Source organism: Microcoleus sp. Pol11C3 (genome assembly GCF_036701485.1).
Classification (GTDB): domain Bacteria; phylum Cyanobacteriota; class Cyanobacteriia; order Cyanobacteriales; family Microcoleaceae; genus Microcoleus.
This window is the reverse complement of record NZ_JAUBQW010000004.1, coordinates 84,153-109,131: the sequence shown is the minus strand read 5'-3', so window position 1 is coordinate 109,131 and position 24,979 is coordinate 84,153. Positions and strand designations below refer to the sequence as shown.

The window sequence follows — 24,979 nt, the reverse complement described above, 5'->3', positions numbered from 1 at the left end:
ATTGCTTCTGTTCAAGACTTCAAGCCTTTTTGTTGTACATTCACGGGCTAAATCTAGCGCCAAACCCGCAGGAGCGGGGTCTGAACCAAATTTAGCGATTAATTTCGATCGATCGACTGGTTGTCGGTGGTCGGCTTATTCAAAAATCTCACGGTTCAAACCGCAGAGCGGGTATTCAACAATAGATGTTTTTGACGGGTCAAAAAACGGAGATAAGCCCCCGACTTAAGTCGTGGAGAACCAAAAATTTTAGATTTTAGATTAAAGTTCCAGCTCCCAGATTCATCTGTGGAGTAAATCTAAAATCTAAAACCTAAAATCTAAAATCGACTGACCCGTCAAAAAACGCAGATAAGCCCCCGACTTAAGTCGTGAAGAACCAAAAATTTTAGATTTTACACTTTAGTTCAATCTCCCAGATTCATCTGTGGAGTAAATCTAAAATCTATAATCTAAAATTTAAAATCTAAAATCGACTGACCCGTCAAAAAAACGGAAATAAGCCCCCGAATTAATTCGTGGAGAACCAAAAATTTTAGATTTTAGACTCTAGTTCAATCTCCGAGATTCATCTGTGGAGTAAATCTAAAATCGACTGAGCCGTAAAAAAACGGAAATAAGCCCCCGACTTAATTCGTGGAGAACCAAAATTTTAGATTTTAGACTAAATTTCACTCTCCCAGATTCATCTGTGGAGTAAATCTAAAATCTAAAATCTAAAATCGACTGACGAGGTTTTAGGGTTGGCCGGGGCGAAGGTTGCAGTCGAATGCCAAACTGGGGTATGTTGAGTGCGATCGCACAAGAATTCAACAAAAGTCTAGGCGCTTTCACTCCTACCTACTTTCGCTCAAAACCAGCCCTCTACCACAACGCAAGCGGAGTTATCAGTTCGTAGTGTTAAGTTGTGTGTTAAGAAATTGGTACGGTGTCAATGAATTTATTCGCTGAGTTCAAAGGAAGAGTTGTAAGTGTTGAATTTTGAGTATTGATTTCGCAATTCTCAACTCAAATCTCAATATTGCTAACTCGATAAAAGCCTCCTTATTTCTCTCTCTCAGATTTATCTGCTGAGCATAACTCATAACTATGTACGGGCGGGTTTAACTACTTTATCTGTAACAGTTAACACTGAACAGTCAACAGTTAACAGTGAACGGTCAACAGTTAAATTTCCTTCCTCCCTGCACCAACTCACAGCTCATAACTCTTCAAGCTACTACTAATTACAGTCAAAGTCAGAAACACTTTTGTGCGTAAGTGTCTCTAACTTGCTGCCAGTTTTTTGAGGAAATTGAATGACAAAGCAGATAGTTATAGCAGAGCAGCATCGCATTGCTGCCGTCTTTTCAGAAGATCAAATCCAAGAACTTGTGGTAGCCACAGGCAGCCACCAAGTCAGTGACATTTACTTGGGAATTGTTGAAAATGTACTCCCTGGGATAGATGCGGCCTTCGTCAATATTGGCGACCCAGAACGTAACGGGTTTATGCACGTCACAGACCTCGGCCCGCTGCGCCTTAAACGCTCGGCAGGAGCAATTACAGAACTCCTGACCCCCCAGCAGAAAGTGGTGGTACAGGTAATGAAAGAACCGACGGGCAGCAAAGGCCCCCGGCTGACAGGCAACATTACCCTGCCGGGCCGCTATTTGGTACTGATGCCCTACGGCAGGGGAGTCAATCTCTCGCGGCGGATCAAGTCGGAAGCCGAGCGCAACCGCCTCAGAGCCCTGGCTATTTTGGTGAAACCGGCAGGGATGGGGCTGCTGGTACGCACTGAAGCTGAAGGGATGACCGAAGAAGCGATCATGGAAGATTTGGAAGTCCTCCAAAAACAGTGGGAAGCAGTTCAACTCGAAGGCGGTACTTCGCGGGCGCCGGCACTGCTCAACCGGGATGACGATTTTATCCAGCGCGTGCTGCGAGATATGTTCAGCGGTGACGTGAATCGGATTGTGGTGGACTCGCAAAATGGAATTAAGCGGGTGAAGCAGCAGTTGATGAGCTGGAACGGCGGTAAACTTCCTGCGGGAGTTTTGATCGACCACCACCGAGAGCGCACCTCGATTTTAGAATTTTTCCGCGTTAATGCTGCGATTCGAGAAGCCCTCAGACCAAGGGTTGATTTGCCTTCGGGTGGCTATGTGATTATCGAGCCGACTGAGGCGCTGACGGTGATCGATGTCAACTCTGGCTCGTTTACTCGATCGGCGACGGCGAGGGAAACGGTACTCTGGACAAATTGCGAAGCAGCAACGGAAATTGCTAGACAACTGCGGTTACGCAATATTGCCGGGGTGATTATTGTTGACTTTATTGACATGGAATCCCGCCGCGATCAGTTGCAGGTGCTGGAACATTTCAATAAAGCTCTCAAAGCTGACAAAGCTCGACCGCAAATCGCTCAACTGTCGGAATTGGGACTGGTAGAACTGACCCGCAAGCGTCAAGGTCAAAATATTTACGAGTTGTTCGGCCACAGTTGTCCGACTTGCAGCGGGTTGGGTCATCTGGTGCACTTGCCCGGAGAAGAAGACTTCGCCGCAGCGGTGCGGGAATCGGGCGATCGCACCGTTGCTACGTCGAACCGTGTTTTGTTGAATTTGCCCGAAGGATTGGAACGCCGCAGCTTGACGCCTGTGGCTGCTGCAACTCCTGCCCCGGTGCGGGAAGAACGCCCCCCCGAACCTGCTCGGGCTGCTTGGGAACCTCAAAGCGAAAGTTTGGATTTTGAGACCGGCAGCAACGCATCGCCTTTGGACTTGCTCAACCATCCCAGCTATCAGGATTTGGGGAACGGAACTAGACGGCGCCGTCGCCGCCGGATTGGTGAAGAGCCTTTTGCTCTCCCGGCGGAGGAGGAACCGGTACGCAGCAAGTTGCGGCTGCCGAATACTTCGAGTGCGCCCGTCGCGGATACGCGCTCTGAGTATTTGGCACCTCCCGGCATCCGGGCGGCGTCGGAGGGCTTCGGGCTGGTGAATATGGCGACTGTTGGCAGGCGCGAGGATTTCGATCGCGTGCGTCCGGCTAAGTCTGAGTTGATGAAGCCGATGGTGGAGCCTCCAGAGATGATTTCGGTGGAAATGACGGCGGAGGAGCAGGATGTTTATGCTCTGATGGGGGTTTCTCCTTTGGTGCTTACTGATCGCAGCGTGAAAAATCCTAAAAATGCGATCGTTTCGGTGACTCTCCCGGGAGCGGCCCCGAACAAGCCGCCTTTCGAGCAGCTCGAATTTGAATTTGAAGCGACGACGCCTGCACAGAATGTTGAGGAACGGGATTATTATCCAGAAAGGTCGGTAGTTGAGCCGGTTTTTTCTGAGGATGATGATGATGATGATGCCCCAATTTATGGCGAGAGTTTGATCGACGAAACTGATGATTTTGATCAGATTGAGGAACCCAGCGATGTGATGGGCGAATCCTATGAGCCGATAGAATCCTATGAGCCGATAGAATCCTATGAGCCGATAGAATCCTATGAGCCGATAGAACTCAATGAGCCGATAGAACTCAATGAGCCGATCGAACCCAGCGAATCCAGCGAACCCAGCGAACCCAGCGAACCCAGCGAACCCAGCGAACCCGAGGAGCCTGCTATCAACCGTCGCCGCCGCCGCCGCTCGTCAGCCGTTGTGGATGAGTGATATGAAGTCAGAGGGAAGAGGGAAGAAGTCAGAGGGAAGAGCGAAGAAGGAAGAAGTAGAAATTTTTACTCTCTTCCCATCTTTCCATCTTCCCCTTTCCCCCTCTCCCTCGAACGCTCTGGTAATTGCGGGTGTGGATGAAGTCGGACGAGGTGCTTTGTTCGGGCCGGTGGTGGCTGCGGCCTGCATTTTGCCCGACGAAGTTCTCGATGAATTAGCAAGTTGCGGGGTGCGCGACAGCAAGCAGTTGAGTGCCGCAGCCCGGAGTCGGTTAGCTGTGAAAATCCGGGCTGTGGCGGTTGACTGTCAAATTGGTGCGGCTTCGGTGCGGGAGATCGATCGCCTCAATATTTTGCAGGCTTCTTTGTTGGCTATGAAACGGGCGATTTTGAAGCTGAATGTTCAGCCTGATTTGTGTTTGGTTGATGGCAATCAAAGGATTCCCAATTTGGCGATCGAGCAAGAGACGATGATCAAGGGTGATGCGCGATCGATTCAGATTGCTGCTGCTAGTATTGTGGCGAAAGTTTGGCGCGATGAATTAATCCTGCGGATGGCTATTAAGTATCCTGAATATGACTTGACAAATAACAAAGGATATGGTACAGCTAAACATAAATTAGCTTTGGAACGTTGCGGGCGATCGGCTTTTCACCGATTATCATTTAGCCCTTGTCGAAGATAGCTAGTTGTAGTCAATAATACAAGTCAGGTTAAATAGACATAATTCCGCTCAAAAAAAGCGACTGTTCAAGAGGGTGCAGATTACTATACCTTACATAAAAATTAACATTATAAAAATCACCCAAAATGTTAAAAATTGAAGGCTACGAGATTCTAGATCGAATTTACGAAAGCCCAAATTCAACGGTTTATCGAGGCATTCGCGAACAGGACAATCAACTTGTTATCTTCAAAATGCTCGAGCAAGATTATCCCGATCCTGCTGAACTTACCCGCTACAAGCAGGAATACGAAATTACTTGCAATCTCAACAATATCGAAGGATTCGTCAAAGTTTATAGCCTACATGAGTATCAAAGAACCCTAGTCATTATCTTTGAAGATTATGGCGGCACTTCTTTAGAAATGTTGAAGGATAACCCTGTAGAAACCCCAAATATTTCATCTTTACAGCACTTCCTCCGCATCGCTATTCAAACAGCAGAGATTTTGGCTCAAATTCATGGTGCCAAAGTTATCCACAAAGACATTAACCCCGCCAATATCCTGCTAAATCCAGAAACCGGGCAAGTCAAAATTATCGATTTTGGCATTGCTACCGTCTTCACCCGTGAAAATCCTACCCTAAAAAACCCCAATATTTTAGAAGGTACATTAGCCTATATTTCTCCAGAACAAACTGGAAGGATGAACCGTTCTCTCGATTATCGAACCGACTTTTACTCTTTGGGCGTTACCTTCTACGAACTCCTCACCGGACAACTTCCATTTGTCGCTGACGATGCTTTGGAGTTGGTACATTGCCACATGGCTAAACAACCCGTACCGCCGCATCAGGTTAATCCAGAAATTCCCCAAATTATTTCTGATATCGTACTCAAACTGATGGCAAAAACAGCCGAGGAGCGATATCAAAGTGCCTGCGGAATCAAAGCAGATTTAGAAAAATGTTTGAACCAGTCACAGACAAAGGGCAAAATAGAATCGTTCCCCCTTGGCAGTCAAGATATTTGCGACAAGTTCCAAATTCCCCAGAAACTTTACGGACGTGAGGCAGAAGTTGCAGATTTACTAGCAGCCTTCGATAGAGTTAGCAAAACTGAAAATAATCAGCAATCCTGTAAAGAATTAATGCTGGTTGCTGGTTATTCTGGCATCGGCAAATCAGCACTGGTATCCGAGGTTTATAAACCGATAACCAAGGCTAGAGGCTATTTTATCGCTGGAAAGTTCGACCAATTTCAGCGTAATATTCCTTACTCTGCTCTTGTCAGTGCTTTCTCGGGATTAGTGCGACAATTATTGACCGAAAGCGAAGAACAGCTTAATCAATGGCGAGAAAAATTATTAGCTGCTTTTGGTGCTAACGGTCAAATCATTATTGATGTAATTCCCGAAGTTGCATTGATTGTGGGCAAACAGCCGACATTGCCGGAATTAGGCGCCATTGAATCGCAAAATCGCTTTAATCTTATCTGTGGCAATTTCATTCGGGTATTTTGCTCAAAAAAGCATCCTTTAGTCATTTTTCTGGACGATTTGCAGTGGGCAGATACTGCCACCCTCAAATTAATCCAACTGATGATGGCAGATGCAGATACCCAATATCTATTTTTGATTGGAGCTTATCGAGACAACGAAGTCAATTCCACCCATCCCTTGATGGTGACTCTGGAAGCAATCCGCTCTGAGCAAGTATCGGTCGTCAACCAGATTACCCTTGTACCTTTAGCGCAAGAACATATCAATGAATTGATTGCTGATACGTTACAATGCGATGGTTTTTCGGTTCGAGCTTTAGCAGAATTAATCCTGAAAAAAACCCGGGGCAATCCTTTTTTTGTCAGTGAATTGTTGAAAACGTTATATGCTGAAAACCTGCTAAGCTTCGATTTTATCGATCGCACTTGGCACTGGGATATTGTTCAGATTGAGGCGAGGGCAATTACTGACAATGTGGTAGAATTAATGATTACCAAACTCAAAAAATTGCCGTCAACCGCTCAGCAGGTATTGCGTTTTGCAGCTTGTATAGGTTCAGAGTTTGACTTAAACACTTTATCAATTATTTGCGATCGTTCCCCCGCTGAAATTTTCTATGCTCTGAAAAAAGCCATTCATGCTGAGTTAATTCTTACTATCTCAGAATTAGATAGTCAACTTTTAATTCAAAACTATAAATTTGGACACGATCGCATCCAACAAGCAACTTATTCTTTGATTGACGAATCAGAAAAACAAGCCATCCATTTACAAATTGGTCGTTTGTTGCTAAAGAATAGTTCGCCGGAAACACGATCAAAAAAAATATTTGAAATTGTCGATCATCTCAATCTTGGGGTAGGGGCAAGCACGGCAGTAGAGCCCCTACTAACCCATCAACAAGAGGGAAACGAAATTGCCCAACTAAATTTGATAGCCGGCCAGAAAGCCAAAGCAGCGACGGCTTATACTGCGGCGGTTGAATATTTGAAGACAGGGTTAAGCCTGTTAACCGAAGAAAGCTGGCGAACGCAGTATGAATTAACCCTAAATCTCTATCAAGAAACTGTACAATGTCAATATTTAAACACCAAATTTCACCAGGCAGAAACATTAGCTGAAGTTATCTTGGAACGAGCAAAAAATCAGCTAGACAGGGTAAAAGCTTACGAACTTAAAGTGCAAATTTATACCGCTCAAAACCAGCCACTTAAAGCAATAGAAACTGGTTTAGAAGCATTGAAATTACTGGAAATTTCTCTATCCACAGGAGAAGATAGTAACATAGAGCTGCCAACACTGATGGACTTAGAAAGCTTCCCGGAAATGACTGACGCTGCTCAACTAGCAGCCATGCGGATTTTGATGTCTATTTCTCCGTCAGCTTTATTTGCGAAACCCGGAGTTTTAGTGTTAATTATGTTGACTATGGTTAACTTGACAATTCAAAAAGGTTATTCAGCCTTGGCTGCTTATGCTTATGTTGGGTATGCTGTTATCTGTTCGGCAAAAGGCAACATAGAAACGGGATATCACGCCGGACAATTGGCATTAAAGCTAGTAAATATATATCATGCTACAGAACTAAAAGCCAAAGTTTATAACTTATTTTGTTCTTTCGTTAAGCACTGGAAAGACCCCGAAAAAAGCAGTCTTTCTCTGCTCCTAGAGGGAAGTAAAAGCGGACTGGATACAGGAGACAATGAGTACGCCTGTTATTGTATTAAAGCTTATTGCGTCACCCTATTTTTGACGGGAGAAGAACTAGAATGTGTCGCCTCAAAAATGCAGCAATCCTGCGAACAATTATCGAAGCTTAAACAGGAATATGCTCTCTACCAAACTAATATCTGGCGGCAAGTTACCTTAAATCTTTTGGAAACAACTGCCACCCCATCTAGTTTGCTGGGCGAAAGCTTTAACGAGGAGGAAATAATTCCCCGTTTGCTAGCCACGAATAACCGCACGCTGCTTTGTTTGGTTTACCTCGCCAAACTAAATCTTTCTTACTTATTCAAAGACTGTGCCGGGGCCGTAAAAAATGCGATCGCAGCCGCAGAATACATAGATTCTATCATGGGATTTATGTATGTTGCTCTGCATAACTTCTACTATTCTCTTGCCCTGCTCGCTCAGTATTCTCCCCAACTCATGGAAAACTTGGAGCGAGTCGAATTAAACCAGGAGCAAATGAAGCAATGGGCAGAGCTTGCCCCGTTCAATTTCCAGCATAAATACGACCTAGTAGAAGCTGAAACAGCGCGAGTATTGGGAGATAATTGGCAAGCAGCAAAACTTTACGATCGAGCGATTAAAGGAGCAAGAGACAGCGGATATATTCAATATGAAGCTTTAGCCTATGAGTTAGCAGCAGAATTTTATCTGGCAAGTGGTATGGAGGAGATTGCCCAAACCTATCTCAAAGGAGCACACTACGGCTATACTCGCTGGCAAGCTAGGGCAAAAGTTGAGAATTTAGAAGCAAGATATCCACAATTACAGGTTAAATCTGCGGCGACTATTGGTAAAAACACAGGCACGAGCATCGCCACTACTCACACTACTACAGGAGCGGGTACAGCTTTAGATTTAGCGACAGTTATCAAAGCTTCTCAAGCCATTGCTGGTGAAATTGTGCTAGAGAAATTACTCCGAAACTTAATGAAAATTATGATTGAGAATGCTGGCGCACAGGTGGGGTACTTGTTGTTGGAATCTCATGGTAAACTACTCATTGAAGCATCCGGTGCAGTTGATGGCGACAGCATTAATTTATTGCAGTTAATCCCAGTGGAGAGCAGTCATTTACTGTCACTATCAGTGATTAATTATGTAAGTCGCACTCACAAAGATGTTGTTTTAAATGATGCTACTCGTGAAGGTAAATTTACTAATGACACTTATATAAAGGCACATAAAACTAAATCAATCCTATGCGTTCCTCTGCTCAAACAAAATCAGCTTATTTCAATAATTTACTTAGAAAATAACCTGGTAACAGGTGCATTTACTCCCGACAGATTAGCCCTGTTAAAAGTCTTGTCCTCCCAAGCTGCCATCTCGATCGAAAATGCCCAACTCTATACCAACTTAGAAGCAAAAGTAGAAGAACGCACTCAAGAATTATCACAAGCTTTAAGCAATCTCGAAGCCACCCAAGAAGGATTGATTCAATCAGAGAAAATGGCAGCTTTAGGACAACTTGTGGCAGGAGTTGCTCACGAAGTTAACACTCCCCTGGGTGCAATTCGCTCCTCGGCAGGAAATGTTTCTAAGTTCTTGAATCAAACTTTAGAACAGTTGCCGGCACTTTTTCAATCTCTCTCCCCACAAGAAGCAGAGAATTTCTTGAGTTTACTCCAGCGTTCCCTCGAACAAGAAGCAAGCTTATCAACCAAAGAAGAACGCAAATTGAAGAGAGCTTTGAGAAGCCAACTGGAAGAATTAGGAATTGAAAGTGGCGATACCGTAGCCGATCGCCTAGTGATCATGGGCGTTTATACTGAAATAGATGCCTTTGTCCCTTTGTTGCAAAGAGCCGATAGTTTGCACCTCTTAGAAATCGCCTACAAACTTTCCGAATTAAAAAGAGGCCTCGCTACTATCAACACAGCCACAGACAGAGCATCAAAAGTAGTTTTTGCCTTAAAAACTTATGCCCGCTACGAACAGTCGGGCGAAAAAACAGCAGCCAGTATTAAAGAAGGTATTGAAACAATCTTAACCCTCTATCAAAATCTACTCAAACAGGGAGTGGAGGTCATCAAAAACTATGCCGAAATCCCGCCGATACTGTGCTATCCCGACGAACTAAATCAAGTTTGGACGAATTTAATTCACAATGGTTTGCAAGCAATGGATTATCGAGGTACGTTAACAATTGAGTTAACGGCTCAAGATGACCAGGCTAAGATTAGCATTAGCGACAGTGGCAAAGGGATATCAGAAGAGATAAAAGGGAAAATATTTGACCCGTTTTTTACTACTAAGCCCGCAGGAGAAGGCAGCGGATTGGGACTAGATATTGTGAAGAAGATTGTTGACAAGCATCAGGGAAAAATTGAAGTGGAATCAATTCCTGGCAAAACTACATTTAATGTTTCCCTACCAATGAGCACTGTATAAGCAGGTCAAGGATCTCGCAAACGATATAAGGTAGTAAGTCGGTCGGATTTTACTTGGTTACACCTCACATCTTGCACCATTGTCAATAAACCTTTTATGAACAGGCTTTCCGGCCTGTTCTACAAAAAAATTCATCTCTTCTGGAACAGGCATCTTGCCTGTTCTTGAGAATGGTGCAAGATGTCAGTTACACCCAACCTGCAATCTACTCAAGTGGGAGGATTTTAAAAGTTAAAGTGTTTTGATGCCCATAACTTCGATTCCACGGGAAACGGATGTAAAACAGCACTACAATGCGTTATGCTTACGCATATCAATTGCTTGGTTTCGGCTACTGGGGAGGGCAAGAGGATTTGGCGAGCAGTTGACGTGTGACATCTTAAGATAAGATGGGGTCTACTAATACACTTTACTACTTTTGCTAGTTTTGCTACTAATAACAATTAAAAAAGGGGGAAATAGATGTCTAAACCAGTTATTTTGTGCGTTGACGATGAGAGAATGGTATTAGACAGTCTCAGGACGCAGCTAGCAGCAGAATTTGGGAATGCCTACACCTACGAAGGAGCCGAAGATGCTGAGGAGGCGTTAGATCTAATTAGCGAACTCTATGACGAAGAAATCCACGTTATTATGATTATTTCGGATTGGTTGATGCCCGGTATTAAGGGAGATGAGCTGCTGATTCGCATTCACAATGAATACCCCAATGTTATTAAAATTATGCTGACTGGTCAAGCGGATGAAGTAGCAATTGACCGAGCCCAAAAACAGGCTAATCTCCATTCTTGCTTATCTAAACCTTGGTTGGAATCCGAGTTGCTAGAAACTATAAAATCTGGTTTATCTAAACTATGAGCCAACAGGTAATTATCTGTGTTGATGATGAGAAAACTGTACTCAGGAGCCTCAAAGCAGAACTGCAAGAGGCTGTTGGCAATGATTATATAATCGAAATTACCGAAGGTGGGCAAGAGGCATTAGAGTTAATTGAAGAATTGCTAGAGGATGGGGATGAAATTCCTTTAATTATTTCCGACCACATTATGCCTGATATGAAGGGAGATGAGCTGTTAAAACAGGCTCATCTAATTTCGCCTAAAACTATAAAAATAATGCTGACAGGACAAGCAGATATTGGGGCGATCACCAATGCTATCAACTCTGCAAACTTATATCGTTATATTACCAAACCTTGGCAAGCAGAAGACTTGAAATTGACGGTTAGAGAAGCGCTAAATAGTTATATTCAAGATAAACAACTCGCACAACAAAATGTCCAACTCCAGCAAATAAATCAGGAGTTGGCCGAGTTAAACAGCCAGCAAACTATACTCATTGCTAAACTACACGAAAATGAAAATCGGTTGACACAGTTTTTGGAAGCAATGCCGATTGGCGTGGGTGTGCTGGATGCGGACGGCAAACCTTACTACATCAATCGGAAAGCACAAGAGATATTTGGTAAAGGAATTGTGCCGAATACGAGTTCCCAGCAATTGTCAGAGGTTTATCAACTCTATCAAGCAGGCACAAATCAAAAGTATCCTACGGAGAATTTGCCCATCGTGCGCGCGTTGAAGGGAGAAATTGCTACGGCTGACGATGCAGAAGTTCACCAAGGTGACAAGGTTATTCCCCTAGAAATATTTGCTACTCCAATCTACGATCAACAAGGCAATATTGTTTATGCTATCAACACTCTTCAAGATATCACGGAACGCCAAGAAGCTGAGGCAGAGCGCCAAAAGTTCATTGAGGATCTCTTTGAGGTCAATTGCAATTTGGAAATTTCACTGGAGGCAGAATTAGAAATTGCGGAGGCGACAAGTCGCTTTGTACCCAATGAGTTTTTAGCTTTCTTGGGATGTGACAGTATTGTTGATATTAAATTGGGAGAAGCGGTAGAGTTGGAAATGTCAGTTTTGTTTTCTGACATCCGCGATTTCACTACTCTTTCGGAACAAATGACACCGGAAGAAAATTTCAAATTTATCAATTCTTATTTGAGTCGAATGGAACCGCTGATTGTGAAAAATAAGGGGTTTATTGATAAATATATTGGCGATGCAATCATGGCTTTGTTTAGCGAGGGGGCGGATGATGCTTTGAAAGCGGGAATTGCCATGCTGCATAGTCTTGCTGAATACAATCGAGATCGCGCTACTGTGGGTTATGTGCCGGTTCAGATTGGGGTGGGAATCAATACTGGTTCTTTGATTCTGGGTATAGTGGGTGGAAAAAGCCGGATGGAGGGTACTGTGATTAGCGATGCGGTTAATTTAGCTTCTCGGATTGAAAGTTTGACGAAAAATTATGGGGTGTCGCTGTTAATTACTCAGCAGACTTTCGAGCGCTTGACAAATCCGGCTGATTATGAAATTCGGGTAATTGATAAAGTTCAGGTTAAGGGTAAGTCTGAATGGGTGACTGTTTATGAAGTTTTTGATGCGGATTGGCCGGAAGTTAAAGCGGGGAAGTTAGGGACTATGGAACTATTTACTGAGGCTTTGTCTTTGTACAATATGAATAGTTTTAGGGAAGCTGCGGGACTTTTTGCGGATTGTGTGCGGCAAAATCCGGGGGATAAGGTGGCTCGAATTTATTGGGAAAGGTGTCAATAGTTAGTTGACAGTTGACAGTTGACAGTTGACAGTTGGTGATTTTTAGTAATAACCAATGACTACTGACTAATGACTAATGACTAATGACTACTGACTACTGACTAATAACTACTGACTAATTTGTTCGATCGGCAATTCTATGATAAACTCGGCTCCGTGGCCGAGTGCAGACACGCAGCTCAGTTTGCCACCGTGTTCTTGGACAACTTTGTAGGAAATGGACAAACCTAAACCGGTGCCTTTGTCGGCGGGTTTGGTGGTAAAAAAAGCCTCGAATAACTGCTGGGAAACTTCTTCGGCCATACCGGGGCCGTTGTCAGAAATCCTAATTACAGCATTGGAGGTTTGGACTTCTGTCCTAATTTTAATCTTGCTGCGGTTAGCTTTTACTTCGTCAACTGAACGCCCTTCGTTGTATTCCTCGATCGCGTCGATCGCATTTCCGATCAAATTCATAAATACCTGATTGACTTTCCCCGCATAACACTCAACCAAAGGCAAATTTCCATAGTCCTTAATTACCGCAATTTCGGGATAGTTGCCTCTGGCTTTCAGGCGGCTTTGCAGGATCAGCAGCGTTCCTTCAATCCCTTCATGCAGGTTAACTTTGCTCATTTGAGAATCGTCTTTACGGGAGAAATTTCTGAGCGATCGCACGATTTCCCTAATGCGATCGGCCCCAACCTGCATCGAAGACATCGCTTTCGGCAAATCTTCTAGCAGAAACTCTAATTCGATATCCTTAATTTTATCTTGAATTGCTGTCGGCGGCTGCGGGCATTGCTGCTGGTACATATCGAGCAAATTCAGCAAATCTTCCGTGTAGTGGCCGACGTGAACGAGATTGCCGCAGACGCTGCTAACGGGATTGTTAATTTCGTGAGCAACACCAGCTACCATTTGACCTAGAGTAGACATTTTCTCAGTGTGAATCAATACCGCTTGAGTTTGCTGCAATTCGTGCAAAGTATTTTCGAGTTGAAGTTTTTGTTGGGTTAACTCTGTTTGCGATCGCAGCAAAGCTTCTTCACTGCGTTTCTGCTCAGAAATATCAGTAATTAACCCTTCCAAAGCTATCAATTCTCCCGAGTCGGAAAACACTCCCAAACCTTGCTCCCAAACCCATTTTAATTCGCCATTTTTAGAAGTAATTCGGTAATTTAGCTGATAGGGTCGATTTTCTTGCAAGGCAACTTGCACAGCATTCCACAAATTATCGCGATCGTCCGGGTGAGTCAATTCCGATATAGAAACTTGCCGAGTGCCGATAAATTCTTCAGGAGAATAACCAGCTAACTGATAGCAACCTTCGCTGACAAACTCCATACTGCGATCGGCATCATTGCGAAAACGGTAGGCCATTCCCGGCAAATTGCTCATCAGCGTCGCCAAGGCCCGCTGGCTTTCCCGTAGGGCTTCTTCGGCGTGTTTGCGATCGGTAATATCCGTCATCACCCCCAGCATACAGAGTTCGCCGTCCAAATTAATCAATTCCGCTGACAGCAAACACACCACCAGCGATCCCGACTTCATCCGAAACTCGCACTCCTGATTGCGAACAACACCTTGTTCGTGCAAACTTCGCCTAAAATTAACTCGGTCTTCAGGCCTTACCCAAATATTTAACCCCGGTACTGTATTCCAGGTCGTTTCTTCTAAATCGTAACCAGTCATGGACAAAAAACTATCATTAACTTCGATAAAACGACCTTCCGCAAAAGTAGTAATAATCATCGGATCTGGGCTCGATCGAAAAGCCTTAGAAAACTTTTCTTCCGATAAACTCAACTTTTTAATAGCCTCTTCCAACTGACTTGTCCGCTCTTTAACCCGGCATTCCAATACCTCATTAGCCTGCTTCAGAGCTTCCTCAGCCTGCACCCGATAAGTGATATCGCGCACCACGCCTTGCAGCCCTATTTTGCCGCCGATATCCATTGAAGTTAGCAGCACTTCCGCCGGAAACTCAGAACCATCCAAACGACAGTGCCGCCAGTCAAAACGGCAATTTCCCGATCGCATAGCGGTATTAATGCGCTCTTGATAAAGACTCATAGAATCTTGTCCGTCAGGTTGCAATGTCGGGCTAAATTCTGCAGGATGCTTGCCGCAAAACTCCGACTCAGTGCTGCATCCAAATAACTTTAAAGTAGCCGGATTGCAATCCAAAAAACCCTCTTCGTCTAGTAGCATTACCGCATCAGTCGTCGATTCGTACAAAGTGCGAAACTTTTTTTCCGACGCCTGCAAAGAAGCAATCAACTGCATCTTTTCCTCAGCCGCCCGCTTTTGCTCAGTAATATCCTGCATTACTTGAGAAAAGCCCTGCAACTTTCCCCTTTCATCGCGCAAAGGAGTAACAATAATATTCGCCCAAAATCGCGATCCGTCTTTGCGAAGCCGCCAGCCTTCATTTTCGTATCGACCTTCTGCCACTGCCCTGATTAATTTTTCTTGGGGCTTGCCAATTTCAAGATCTTCTTTAGTGAAAAAGCACTCCGAATTATTGCCGACTATTTCATGCGCTCTGTATCCAAAAATGCGTTCTGCACCTGAATTCCAGCTAGCTACATATCCATCAGGATCTAACATAAATATAGCATAATCCTTAACGCCTTCAATTATTAATCGCAGGCGTTCTTCGCTTTCTCGAAGTGCAGATTCAGCTTGCTTGCGCTGGGTGATATCTTCTACAAAACCTTCGTAGTAGAGCAATTTCCCTGCTTCACCGCAGACAGCCCGCGCATTCTCAGCGATCCAAATTATTGTTCCGTCTCGGCGATAAATCTGCGACTCAAAATCCGATACTATGCCCTGTTCTTGCAAAGCAGAAACAAACTGATCGCGCCGATCGGGATTGACGTAAAGCTGATCGCTAATATCAGTCAGACAGCCCATCAATTCTGCGGCGGAATTATATCCGTAGATTCGCGCCAAAGCTGGGTTAGCGCTGATGTAGCGACCGGATTGGGTTGTTTGAAAAATACCCGACACAGCATTTTCAAACATACTATAATATTTGGCTTCCATTTGGTGCAGTGCCTCCGCGACATTCAGGCATTCTATGGCTTTATTTTCTACTTTTTGATTTCCCACTTGTGAATACCCTGCTCTTGTGTGTGAGTTGAATATTTTGGTCTACCGACTGTTAAATTGTAAGTGTTCAGGGGGGGTACGAAGTTAATAGGGTTTGGGACACTATTAAACCCCTAAGTTTGAACTTAGGAGGCTAAGTCAAGTGATTTTATCGCCTGAAACCCTTATTCTCTCGTTACCCCCCTGAACACTTACGTTAAATTTGAGCCGTTAGTTAGGCTGAAAGATGGTGTGTCGCAGCCGGAGACGAGTGTGTTTATTCATCTGTCCTACTGGGCTGTTAGTTGTTAGTAGTTGCTGCCAAAAATTTAGTTGGTCCGGTATTTATTTGAGGCTTGAGTGGCTGTCAAGATCGCATGGGCATATCGATCTGCCTGCGGTGCAGGTGTTGCAAAACCTGCTCCTTGAAATCTCCCTGGATATATTAGCCGTTGAATACCCTGAAATAAGTTAGTAGCAAGGATGTTGTTACAATAATAAAAGGCAGCAACTTCTACAACCGCAAGACTCTATTTTTAGGATTTGGGTGAGAGTACGATCGACTCTTACCCGAGGCAACTAACCCGCATACAAGAGCTAAACGCTCGCTGTCCTTGCTGTCAATCGATTTGAGATTTGAGATTTGAGATTAAAGAATTGACTCCACAGATGAATCTGGGGCTCCCTAATGTCTAAAATTTTTTGCTCTCCACAACTCCTGTCGGAAACTTTTATCGGTCTTTGGGTGCTCTGAGTTACTGTTAAGTATTATTGCTGATAGATAATACAGCAGACTGCTGGCAGTTGTACGATCTGGGGTTTATATGTAAAGTTGGCACAACAATAGGGTAATTGTTGTATCAAAAAATTCATATTCTGCTGCTGTGGGCGAAAAAATTCTGTAGCGGTGTTGGCATTTGGGCAAAAATCTGGGTCCGATCGCGCAAAATGTGGTCGGCAAGTCTGGTAAAATCCCGATCGATTCTCGGTTTGGCCGCAAAGCTCGATCGGACTAAATTTGACTAGAACTAATAAATGACAGATTCTCCTCTACTAGCAACGCCAGAGTTATCCCCAGCTTCAACCCAGACGGCGGATTCTTCTCTGTGGCCAGCCCTCCTGCAACAACTATTAGACAGACAATCTCTCTCACGCGCCCAAGCAGCCGACTTAATGCAGGGATGGCTCGCAGAAGCCATTCCCCCCGTCCTCTCAGGAGCGATTTTAGCAGCCCTCCAAGCCAAAGGCATCTCTGCCCAAGAATTAGCAGGAATGGCTCAGGTATTGCAGTCTCAGTCCCTCACAGGCGAGTCGGAGAGCGTTTTCGATCCCAAATCTCCCATCTCAAATCTCAAATTAATTGATACTTGCGGCACGGGGGGCGACGGCGCTTCCACGTTTAACATTTCCACTGCTGTAGCTTTTGTGGCTGCCGCCGGCAAAGTTCGAGTCGCGAAACACGGAAATCGATCGGCATCAAGCAAAGTGGGCTCTGCTGACGTGTTGGAAGCACTCGGAGTCAACCTCAACGCCGATGCCGCGAAGGTGAAAGCTGCCGTAGACTCCGTGGGTATCACCTTTTTATTTGCCCCTGGGTGGCATCCCGCACTTAAGGCTGTAGCGTCGCTGCGGCGCACTTTGAAGGTGCGGACTGTTTTTAACCTTTTAGGGCCCCTTGTCAATCCTATGCGCCCTACAGGGCAGGTAATTGGGGTGTTCGATCCTAGTCTGGTATCAACTATTGCCCAAGCTTTGGGCGAGTTGGGGACTGAGTTGGCTGTAGTCGTTCACGGCAGAGAAAAGTTGGATGAGGCGGGTTTAGGTGATGTGACTGATTTGGCCGTTTTGTCGGGTGGCAATGTGGAACTGACTACTTTAGACCCGGAAAAGGTAGGATTGACACCAAGTGCGATCGGCTCGTTAAAAGGCGGAAATGTTGAGGAAAACGCCGAGATTTTGCGGAACGTTTTGCAAGGCAAAGGTACGCCAGCACAAATGGATGTTGTAGCTTTGAATGCGTCTTTGGCTTTTCAGGTGGGAGGGGCAATTCCTATGGGTTCTCACGCAGCAGGAGTTTCTCTGGCTAAGGACATTTTATTGAGTGGCGAATCTTGGTTGAAGCTGCAACAGTTGATTGAGTTTTTGAAATGAAGGAAGAAGGAAGTTCGGCAACGGATTCGCTCCACGGATGTAACGGAAGTCAGGAAGAAGGAAGTTCGGCAACGGATTCGCTCCACGGATGTAACGGATGAAGGATGAAGGATGAAGGATGAAGGAATTTTTTGTTTTAACTGAGATGTTGCACCATTCTCAATAAGCTTTTTATGAACAGGCTTTCCGGCCTGTTCTACAAGAAAATTCACTCTTTGTGGAACAGGCCGGAAAGCCTGTTCTTGAGAATGGTGCAAGATGTCAGTTTTAACTGACCAACAATAAAAATTTTTTAATTCTAAATCTTTCTTTACTTCTTCCCTCTTCCTTCTGCGTTTTTTTTAAGACCGCGATCGAAATTCTATGACATCTTGCTTAATAGTTATGTCTTTATTGCCAAAAAAGTCGTGACCCAACAGTCCGATCTCTAGGGATGGCGAGACGGCAACAACTACATTTTGAACCGCCAAACCACCTGCTTCAATAGAAGTCAAGCGACCGAGGGGAAAAGTAGCCACTCCGTTCGGAGTTTGTGCTTGCACTGTTCCCTGGAGAACAACGCCCAAGGCTTTAGCCATTGCTGGTGTAATTACTGTGCCACTAGCTCCAGAATCTACCATCATCTCGAACTTTTGTTTGCCGTTAAACGTGACTTCTATGACCGGGATATTAGCCTCTCGGCGTTTGATTTTTGCCTGAAACACTCCCGACTTGGCCGTCGCCGAAGTGGCGGGAGTCAATCCTTCGGGTAGAAAACCGCAGACTGATTGGCTGAGGTTGAGGGTGCGGCCTGACGAACTCCGCATGAAGCATCCCTCACTTTCTTGAGCCACTGCTCGCGAGGAGTTGGCAACCGTCCCTACTAAAATTGAACTGCTCAGAGAAATAACCCCTGCTACAACCAGTAAAGGTTGGCGCAGGTTTTGAGGGATCAGTACAGGCTTTTTTGAGTTTGAGGGTAAAGGCAAGGGAGATTTGCTGGGCATAGTTTGATTAAACGCTGTAGCTCGATCGTAACAGCGACAACTGCCTTTTGGTATAGATTTGGTAGAGATATAGAATTTCCGCCCGCCGCCTAAGCTGCTGGCAGATAAATTGCTGGCGCGGGGGGAGATGGAGAATTTGCACTTATTGCTGCTTTTTGATTACCTGTGGCATAAGTGCCTTCTGCATCCGGCCTCCGGCATAAGTGCCTTGCTTTTCCGAACCCTTGCACAAATTAAAATAATATCTGTATATTGCCGACTAGCATCAAATCCCTGGCAGTGGTAAGAATTAAACCAAACGAAAGTAATTAAGGATGCCATGTCACTTTCAACTGCACAACCCGCTCTCCTAGTCCTGGCTGACGGTACTGCTTACCGCGGCTGGTCGTTTGGCGCTGACGCCACCGTCGTTGGCGAGGTAGTATTTAATACGGGAATGACGGGCTACCAAGAAGTATTGACTGATCCCAGCTATTGCGGTCAAATTGTAACTTTTACTTATCCAGAATTGGGCAATACCGGGGTAAATCTCGAAGACGAAGAATCCTCGCGCCCGCAAATTCGAGGTGCGATCGCCCGGAACGTATGCAGCCGCCCCAGCAACTGGCGCTGCTCGCAATCTCTGCAAGACTACCTAAAACAGTACGATATCCCCGGCATTTACGGGATCGACACCCGCGCTCTCACTCGCAAAATTCGCACGGTGGGAGCGATCAACGGTGGCATTTCGACCACGATTCTCGACCAGGCGGAGCTTTTGGAGCAAGTGCAAGACGCCCCCAGCATGGACGGGCTGAATCTGGTCCAGGAAGTCACGACTCGCGAGGTTTACGAGTGGTCTGAAGCCACGGACTCGGTTTGGGAGTTCAGTCCTACAGTCAAACCTGCTAACGGCCAAATGTGGACGGTGGTAGCGCTAGACTTTGGGATCAAGCGCAACATCCTGCGCCGTCTGGCGAGTTACGGGTGTCGGGTCATCGTTGTCCCGGCTGACACGTCGCCGGAGGAAATCCTCAAATACAACCCGGACGGCATTTTTCTGTCCAACGGCCCCGGAGATCCGGCGGCGGTAACGGAAGGGATCGCGACTGCGAAAGCTTTGTTAAAGTCGGACAAACCCGTATTCGGCATCTGCATGGGACACCAGATTTTGGGACTTTCCTTGGGTGCAGAAACTTTTAAACTTAAGTTCGGCCACCGGGGATTGAATCATCCAGCGGGTTTAACTCAGCAAATAGAAATTACTAGCCAAAATCATGGTTTTGCCATCAACCCCGATTCCCTAGTCCCCGAAGTAGAAATTACTCATCTCAATTTGAACGATCGCACCGTAGCCGGATTGAAGCACAAAACCCTGCCACTGTTCTCAGTCCAGTACCACCCAGAAGCCAGTCCTGGCCCGCACGACGCCGACTATTTATTCGATCGATTCGTGCAGTCAATGCGAAACCATCAGAAAGTAGCCAGCAGAAAGTAGTCCTTAGTCAGCAGTCATTAGTCAGCAGTCATCAGAGGCTGTTTGTGTCGATCGCTTCTGACTAATGACTAATGACTAAAAAAATGTAGACAAAAGACCAAAAAACTCGTATAATGAAGCCTCGACTTTAAGCCATATCTAGCTAGGAGGGTGTCATTTCTGAGTCATTGACCCTGACCGTTAGCCTCAGAGGCACTCGCGAAGTCAGGAATAACTGTCAGTTATTTCGCCTGACGGGCCTGCTGGACGCTTTTTCTGAGGCCACTTTTCGGAAGGTAATAAGCAAATGTATTGACGAGGGCCCAAAACACGTAATTTTGGACTTGTCTCAGATAGACTTTGTGGATAGTTCAGGCTTGGGCGCACTTGTGCAACTTGTCAAAAAAGCCCAAACCTTGGAAGGGACATTGCAAATTGTCTCAAATCCCCGCGTAACTCAGACTGTTAAACTGGTTCGCTTAGAGAAATTTTTGTCTTTGCAGCCTTCGGTTGATGAGGCGGTAAAAAACGTCAAGGATGCTTGACGCCAAAGTGAATTAAATTAGCTATCCGGTTCTCAACGCTGGATAGCAAATTTTTATTTTTGTGCTGGTAAAACAATACCGATTTTCCCAGAAGCTGCGACACTCGCCAGCCGCTATTTCCCCGATGCTTAGAGTTTCGGTGGAGTGGCAGTAAAATATGTGTGGCAAACACGCGGAAAAATGGTATAAAAATTAAAGCATCCCCATTTGGTAAAAAGCCTTTTTCAGGAGTGCGATCGTCGCGCCAGGCTTTGCCTATATATCTCGCTTCGTGATCTGAGAGCGAACTCTCCTGTGAAAGCTATAATTGCTGAAGTAACGAAAGACGCAATAAGTAAGTGACTAGAAAAACCAAGCTGTGCGAAAGTTTTATTTAAAAAAGTATGTCGCCGATCGCAGATGACGGGCTCAAACTGAGTCTGACGGATATCAGTTTAAATCGAGTGCATCCTGCGAGGGCTACACCAGCAGAAATAGAAAGAATTTCGCCCGCAGCCTGGGCATATTTGGGAGATGCAGTGTACGAACTCTACGTTCGTAGTTCGTACTTAGTGCCACCCAAAAGATTGCAAGCTTATCACGAATTGGTGGTGGGGCAAGTACGAGCCGAAACTCAAGCGCGTCACTTGCGATCGATCTCTCCTTACTTGAACAGTACAGAATTAGCAATTGTCAAGCGTGGCCGCAATGCTGCAGCGGGCCGTTCTAAACGAGCAGATCCAGAGATATACCAACAAGCCAGCAGCTTAGAAACCTTGGTCGGATATTTGTATCTCACCGATCCCGAAAGATTGACCGAACTTCTGGCACTTTTAGATCTTGAGACATAAAGGATTTAGCAGTTAAGAGTTGGGAATGGGGAGGGATTAATTAACCATCCTGGCACGGCTAACATAAAACCGGAAAAATCTCGATCGGCAAAACAGGATTTATCAGTTATTAACTAGCAATTTGAACACAGCAAAATCCTTGCTCCCTCCCTAGAATATCTAAAATCTCAAAGCCCCAAGATTGCTCCCTCAATCAAGAATCTCAAGTCTACAATCTACAACCGATTAGCCTTCAGCCAAAACGTTTTGACCACAAGAAACCAATGAGAAAATTTACCAGACCAAACTCCTCGCGATCAAATTCCGACAGCAAGCCATTCAAAAGCGAAGGCCGCCGTCAGGACTCACAACCGTCCTCTCCCCGCTTTGAACGCAAGCCCCGTCCCGAAACTCGCGGAGTAGACGCGCCTCAAAAGCGATCGACCTTCTCCCCCCAATCCCGAGAAATGCCCGTGAGAGCAATTTTCAAACGGAGAGTGGATTCCGACAGCCAACCCTCCCTTCGCAGAAATAATTCTTTCCAAGACAGAGACAGCAGCCCGCAGGAATCCCGGGGCAATTATTACCAAGACAGAGACAGCAGCCCCCAGCCGGCCCGCAACAATTTCCGAGACAGAGACAGAGATAGCAGCCCCCAGCCGACCCGCAACAATTTCCGAGACAGAGACAGAGACAGCAGCCCCCAGCCGGCCCGCAACAATTTCCGAGACAGAGACAGAGATAGCAGCCCCCAGCCGGCCCGCAACAATTTCCGAGACAGAAACAGAGATAGCAGCCCGCAGGAATCCAGGGGCAATTATTACAAAGACAGAGACAAAGACAATAGCCCGCAGGAATTCCGGGGCAACCATTTCAGAGACAGAGACAAAGACAGAGACACTCGACCTGTTGACACTGCCTCAAATACAGTCGTGCAACCAGACGCAGACACAGACGACATGATTTACGGCCGCCATGCGGTGCAAGCGGCTTTAGAAACAAACCAAGTCCTCAACCGGATCTGGGTTGTCCCGCACCTGCGCTACGATCCCCGCTTTCACAGCTTGCTAACCGAAGCCAAAGCCAACGGCAGCATCATTGACGAAGTTGACGATTTGCGCCTCGACTACATCACGCGCAAGGCAAACCACCAAGGCGTAGCGGCTCAAGTATCAGCCTACGAATACCTGGACTTGAGCGAACTGATAGCAAAGGCTAAGTCTGCTTGCGAAGATCCAGTAATTGTGGTGGCAGAAGGACTCAATGACCCGCACAATCTAGGGGCGATCATTCGCACCGCAGAAGCATTGGGATCTCAGGGCATGGTGATTCCGCAGCGGCGGGCTGTTGGGATTACCTCGGCAGTAAGAAAAGTGGCAGCAGGGGCATTGGAAAGCCTGCCAGTGGCGAGGGTTGTCAATCTTAACCGGGCGCTGGAAGAATTGAAAGAGGCTGGATTCTGGATTTATGGCACTGCCGCAGGCGTGGGTGACTCGGTAGAGACAATCAAGTTCTCTGGGCCCACTGTTTTAGTTGTGGGGGGTGAAGCTGACGGTTTGAGCCTTTTGATACAGCGCGGCTGTGACGGATTAGTTTCAATTCCTTTAAGGGGCCATACTCCTAGCCTGAATGTCTCGGTAGCAACGGGGATGGTTTTATACGAAATTTACCGCCAGCGCGGGCCCAAAAAGTTTCATGTACACGGATCGTAAAAGTGGTTGAAAAAAAGAGTAGAACAGAGTAGTTTATTGTGAATGCCGCCCAGAATTGAGCGGCAGCACATTTTGAACAAGTAAGGATAGCCGATCGGCTGTCGTTACTTCTTCAGGGGAAAGTAGAAGGGGCATTGCCCCTACGTTCAAACAGGAATTCGACACCAATCTATTTAGAGATCAGCTTTAAATAGGTTGGGGTCGGTTCTTGGTAGCAGTCAGCCACGTGTAAATAACAAAAGCCTAGGCGTGTTCGCAGCACCCTGAAAACACCGTCAAATACATTAGAAAATCAGATGAAAGAATTCTTGATTAGCTTGCTCAATTTTTTCGGATTGGCTTGGTGGGTTGAAGTGAAAACTTCAGCGCCGCGGTGCATTTACTATTTTGGGCCGTTTTTGACGGCTCCAGAAGCGGAATCTGCAAAAGCAGGATATATAGAAGACCTAGAAAATGAAGGTGCAGAAGGTCTTCGTGTTTCAATTCTGCGCTGCAAACCTCTTACTTTGACGGTTGCAGATGATTTGGGAAAGCTTAGTGAGGGAGGGCTGTTGCCTGTTTTGAGCGGTCAGTAGAAGCAGGGGGAATTTTGAGTTTTGAGTTTTGAGTTTTGAGTTGTAAATTAAAATCCGGTAACTACGGAATTACACCCTTCTTGCGCTCCCCAATAGCGAACGGGAAGCTCGCACTGTACTCCGACAATTATGATTCGGAGGCAAACGGAAACGATATAAATTCAAAATTCTTGACTGTTGGGTGATTAATTGCTTCTGACAAACTCCAAAATTAAGACTCGCAATTACCAATTGCTTGGGGGAATTTCTCAATCCAACGATCGATGTCTGCGATTACCTGATCGGGAATTTCCCAAGGGAACAAGTGGGCTGTATTTGGATAGCACTGCCACTGACAATCGTGGAGGTGGCGGGCGGTTTCTAAACTAGATGCTGAGGTGATGTGCCGATCGTCCTCTCCGGCCAACACCAAGCACGGACATTGAATGTCGCCGAGGTGGATCAGTCGATCGTATCCAGCCCTCAGAGCGGTATTTAACGCCTTGGTGGCCATGTTGGAAGTCTTGAGGTAGGCGGGGGTACCTGCCTGTGCTAAGTAGCGGTAAGGGGTGGGTTTCTGCTGCTGTATCAAGTAGCGAAAGAGCGATCGCCTAGCAAAAGTATCAATATTCCACTGCCAACCGGGTATCGCCCAATTGATAATTCCGGCTAGACCGGTGTAAAGGTTATCTTGCCAAGAGATGGGAGGGTGACTTCCTCGCGGTTTGGCGGCGGATGCAAGTAGAATCAAACCGGTGACTCGCCCTGGATATTTCATGGCTAATTCCAGGGCTAAAATCCCTCCCAAAGACCATCCGATCACCAAACACCGATCAACTCCCAATCGGTCTAATAGTGCTTCTAAATCGAGCAGGTGGTCGGTCATTTCAAAGCGAGTTGAGGTGCGGCTGTTGCCGTATCCGCGCAAGTCTGGGGCGATCGTCTGGAAGCGTTTTGATAGGTGTTCTGTGAAAACTGACATACAATCGCCGGAACCTGGATGGCCGTGCAAGCAGAGAATCGGAAACCCTTTGCCTTTGACGGAAACACTGAGTTTTTGATGCGGCATTTTTTAACTATTTGGGCGGTGCGTTGTCCCCGGCTATAAATTTTATATTCCAGC

15 protein-coding genes are annotated in these 24,979 nt (G+C 45.8%); 12 read left to right on the top strand and 3 right to left on the bottom strand.

Features of this window, described 5'->3' with window-relative positions; translation table 11 throughout:
* Nucleotides 1-1,298: 1,298 nt before the first annotated feature.
* The 5 genes from QUA40_RS02535 to QUA40_RS02515 all read left to right on the top strand — a co-directional run bounded on the left by QUA40_RS02535 (nucleotide 1,299) and on the right by QUA40_RS02515 (nucleotide 12,568).
* Nucleotides 1,299-3,653, top strand: a complete 2,355-nt coding sequence (locus QUA40_RS02535; RefSeq protein WP_333121522.1) for an Rne/Rng family ribonuclease — start codon at nucleotides 1,299-1,301, stop codon at nucleotides 3,651-3,653.
* A gap of 1 nt (nucleotide 3,654) precedes the next feature.
* A complete protein-coding gene (locus tag QUA40_RS02530) occupies nucleotides 3,655-4,338 on the top strand; it encodes a ribonuclease HII (protein WP_333121559.1) in 684 nt (227 codons plus the stop codon).
* Nucleotides 4,339-4,463: 125 nt separating this feature from the next.
* Complete coding sequence (locus QUA40_RS02525) at nucleotides 4,464-9,944, top strand: AAA family ATPase (RefSeq protein WP_333121520.1); 5,481 nt, start codon at nucleotides 4,464-4,466, stop codon at nucleotides 9,942-9,944.
* Between the two features lie 462 nt (nucleotides 9,945-10,406).
* Complete coding sequence (locus QUA40_RS02520; RefSeq protein WP_333121518.1) at nucleotides 10,407-10,802, top strand: response regulator; 396 nt, start codon at nucleotides 10,407-10,409, stop codon at nucleotides 10,800-10,802.
* The gene (locus tag QUA40_RS02515; RefSeq protein ID WP_333121517.1) at nucleotides 10,799-12,568 is read left to right on the top strand and encodes an adenylate/guanylate cyclase domain-containing protein; all 1,770 of its coding nucleotides are present in this window, start codon (nucleotides 10,799-10,801) and stop codon (nucleotides 12,566-12,568) included. Before QUA40_RS02520 ends, QUA40_RS02515 begins: the two co-directional genes overlap by 4 nt.
* Nucleotides 12,569-12,676: 108 nt before the next feature.
* Here QUA40_RS02515 and QUA40_RS02510 read toward each other — a convergent pair whose 3' ends face one another.
* On the bottom strand, nucleotides 12,677-15,664 hold the full coding sequence (locus QUA40_RS02510; RefSeq protein WP_333121515.1) for a PAS domain S-box protein: 2,988 nt from the start codon (nucleotides 15,662-15,664) through the stop codon (nucleotides 12,677-12,679).
* A gap of 834 nt (nucleotides 15,665-16,498) precedes the next feature.
* On the opposite strand from QUA40_RS02510, the gene QUA40_RS02505 reads away from it, so the two are divergent.
* Entirely contained in the window at nucleotides 16,499-16,669 is a 171-nt protein-coding gene (locus QUA40_RS02505) for a hypothetical protein (RefSeq protein WP_333121513.1), read from the top strand.
* A gap of 9 nt (nucleotides 16,670-16,678) precedes the next feature.
* The gene (gene trpD, locus QUA40_RS02500) at nucleotides 16,679-17,794 is read left to right on the top strand and encodes an anthranilate phosphoribosyltransferase (protein WP_333121511.1); all 1,116 of its coding nucleotides are present in this window, start codon (nucleotides 16,679-16,681) and stop codon (nucleotides 17,792-17,794) included.
* 341 nt (nucleotides 17,795-18,135) lie between these two features.
* On the opposite strand, the gene QUA40_RS02495 is transcribed toward trpD, so the two are convergent.
* Nucleotides 18,136-18,780, bottom strand: coding sequence for a retropepsin-like aspartic protease (locus QUA40_RS02495; protein ID WP_333121509.1), 645 nt, complete (start codon nucleotides 18,778-18,780; stop codon nucleotides 18,136-18,138).
* A gap of 319 nt (nucleotides 18,781-19,099) precedes the next feature.
* Between QUA40_RS02495 and carA the strand changes: the two genes are divergently transcribed.
* From carA to QUA40_RS02470, 5 genes are all read left to right on the top strand, one after another.
* Nucleotides 19,100-20,257 (top strand): glutamine-hydrolyzing carbamoyl-phosphate synthase small subunit, encoded by a 1,158-nt coding sequence (gene carA / locus QUA40_RS02490; protein ID WP_333121507.1) that lies wholly within the window; start codon nucleotides 19,100-19,102, stop codon nucleotides 20,255-20,257.
* A 167-nt stretch (nucleotides 20,258-20,424) separates the two neighbouring features.
* Nucleotides 20,425-20,781, top strand: coding sequence for an STAS domain-containing protein (locus QUA40_RS02485; protein ID WP_015176627.1), 357 nt, complete (start codon nucleotides 20,425-20,427; stop codon nucleotides 20,779-20,781).
* A 383-nt stretch (nucleotides 20,782-21,164) separates the two neighbouring features.
* Nucleotides 21,165-21,611 (top strand): ribonuclease III domain-containing protein, encoded by a 447-nt coding sequence (locus tag QUA40_RS02480; RefSeq protein ID WP_333121505.1) that lies wholly within the window; start codon nucleotides 21,165-21,167, stop codon nucleotides 21,609-21,611.
* Between the two features lie 263 nt (nucleotides 21,612-21,874).
* Entirely contained in the window at nucleotides 21,875-23,302 is a 1,428-nt protein-coding gene (rlmB, locus tag QUA40_RS02475) for a 23S rRNA (guanosine(2251)-2'-O)-methyltransferase RlmB (protein ID WP_333121503.1), read from the top strand.
* 296 nt (nucleotides 23,303-23,598) lie between these two features.
* Complete coding sequence (locus QUA40_RS02470; RefSeq protein ID WP_333121501.1) at nucleotides 23,599-23,877, top strand: DUF1816 domain-containing protein; 279 nt, start codon at nucleotides 23,599-23,601, stop codon at nucleotides 23,875-23,877.
* A 211-nt stretch (nucleotides 23,878-24,088) separates the two neighbouring features.
* Here the strand turns inward: QUA40_RS02470 and QUA40_RS02465 are convergent, their stop codons facing one another.
* Entirely contained in the window at nucleotides 24,089-24,925 is an 837-nt protein-coding gene (locus QUA40_RS02465; protein ID WP_333121499.1) for an alpha/beta hydrolase, read from the bottom strand.
* Nucleotides 24,926-24,979 lie beyond the last annotated feature (54 nt).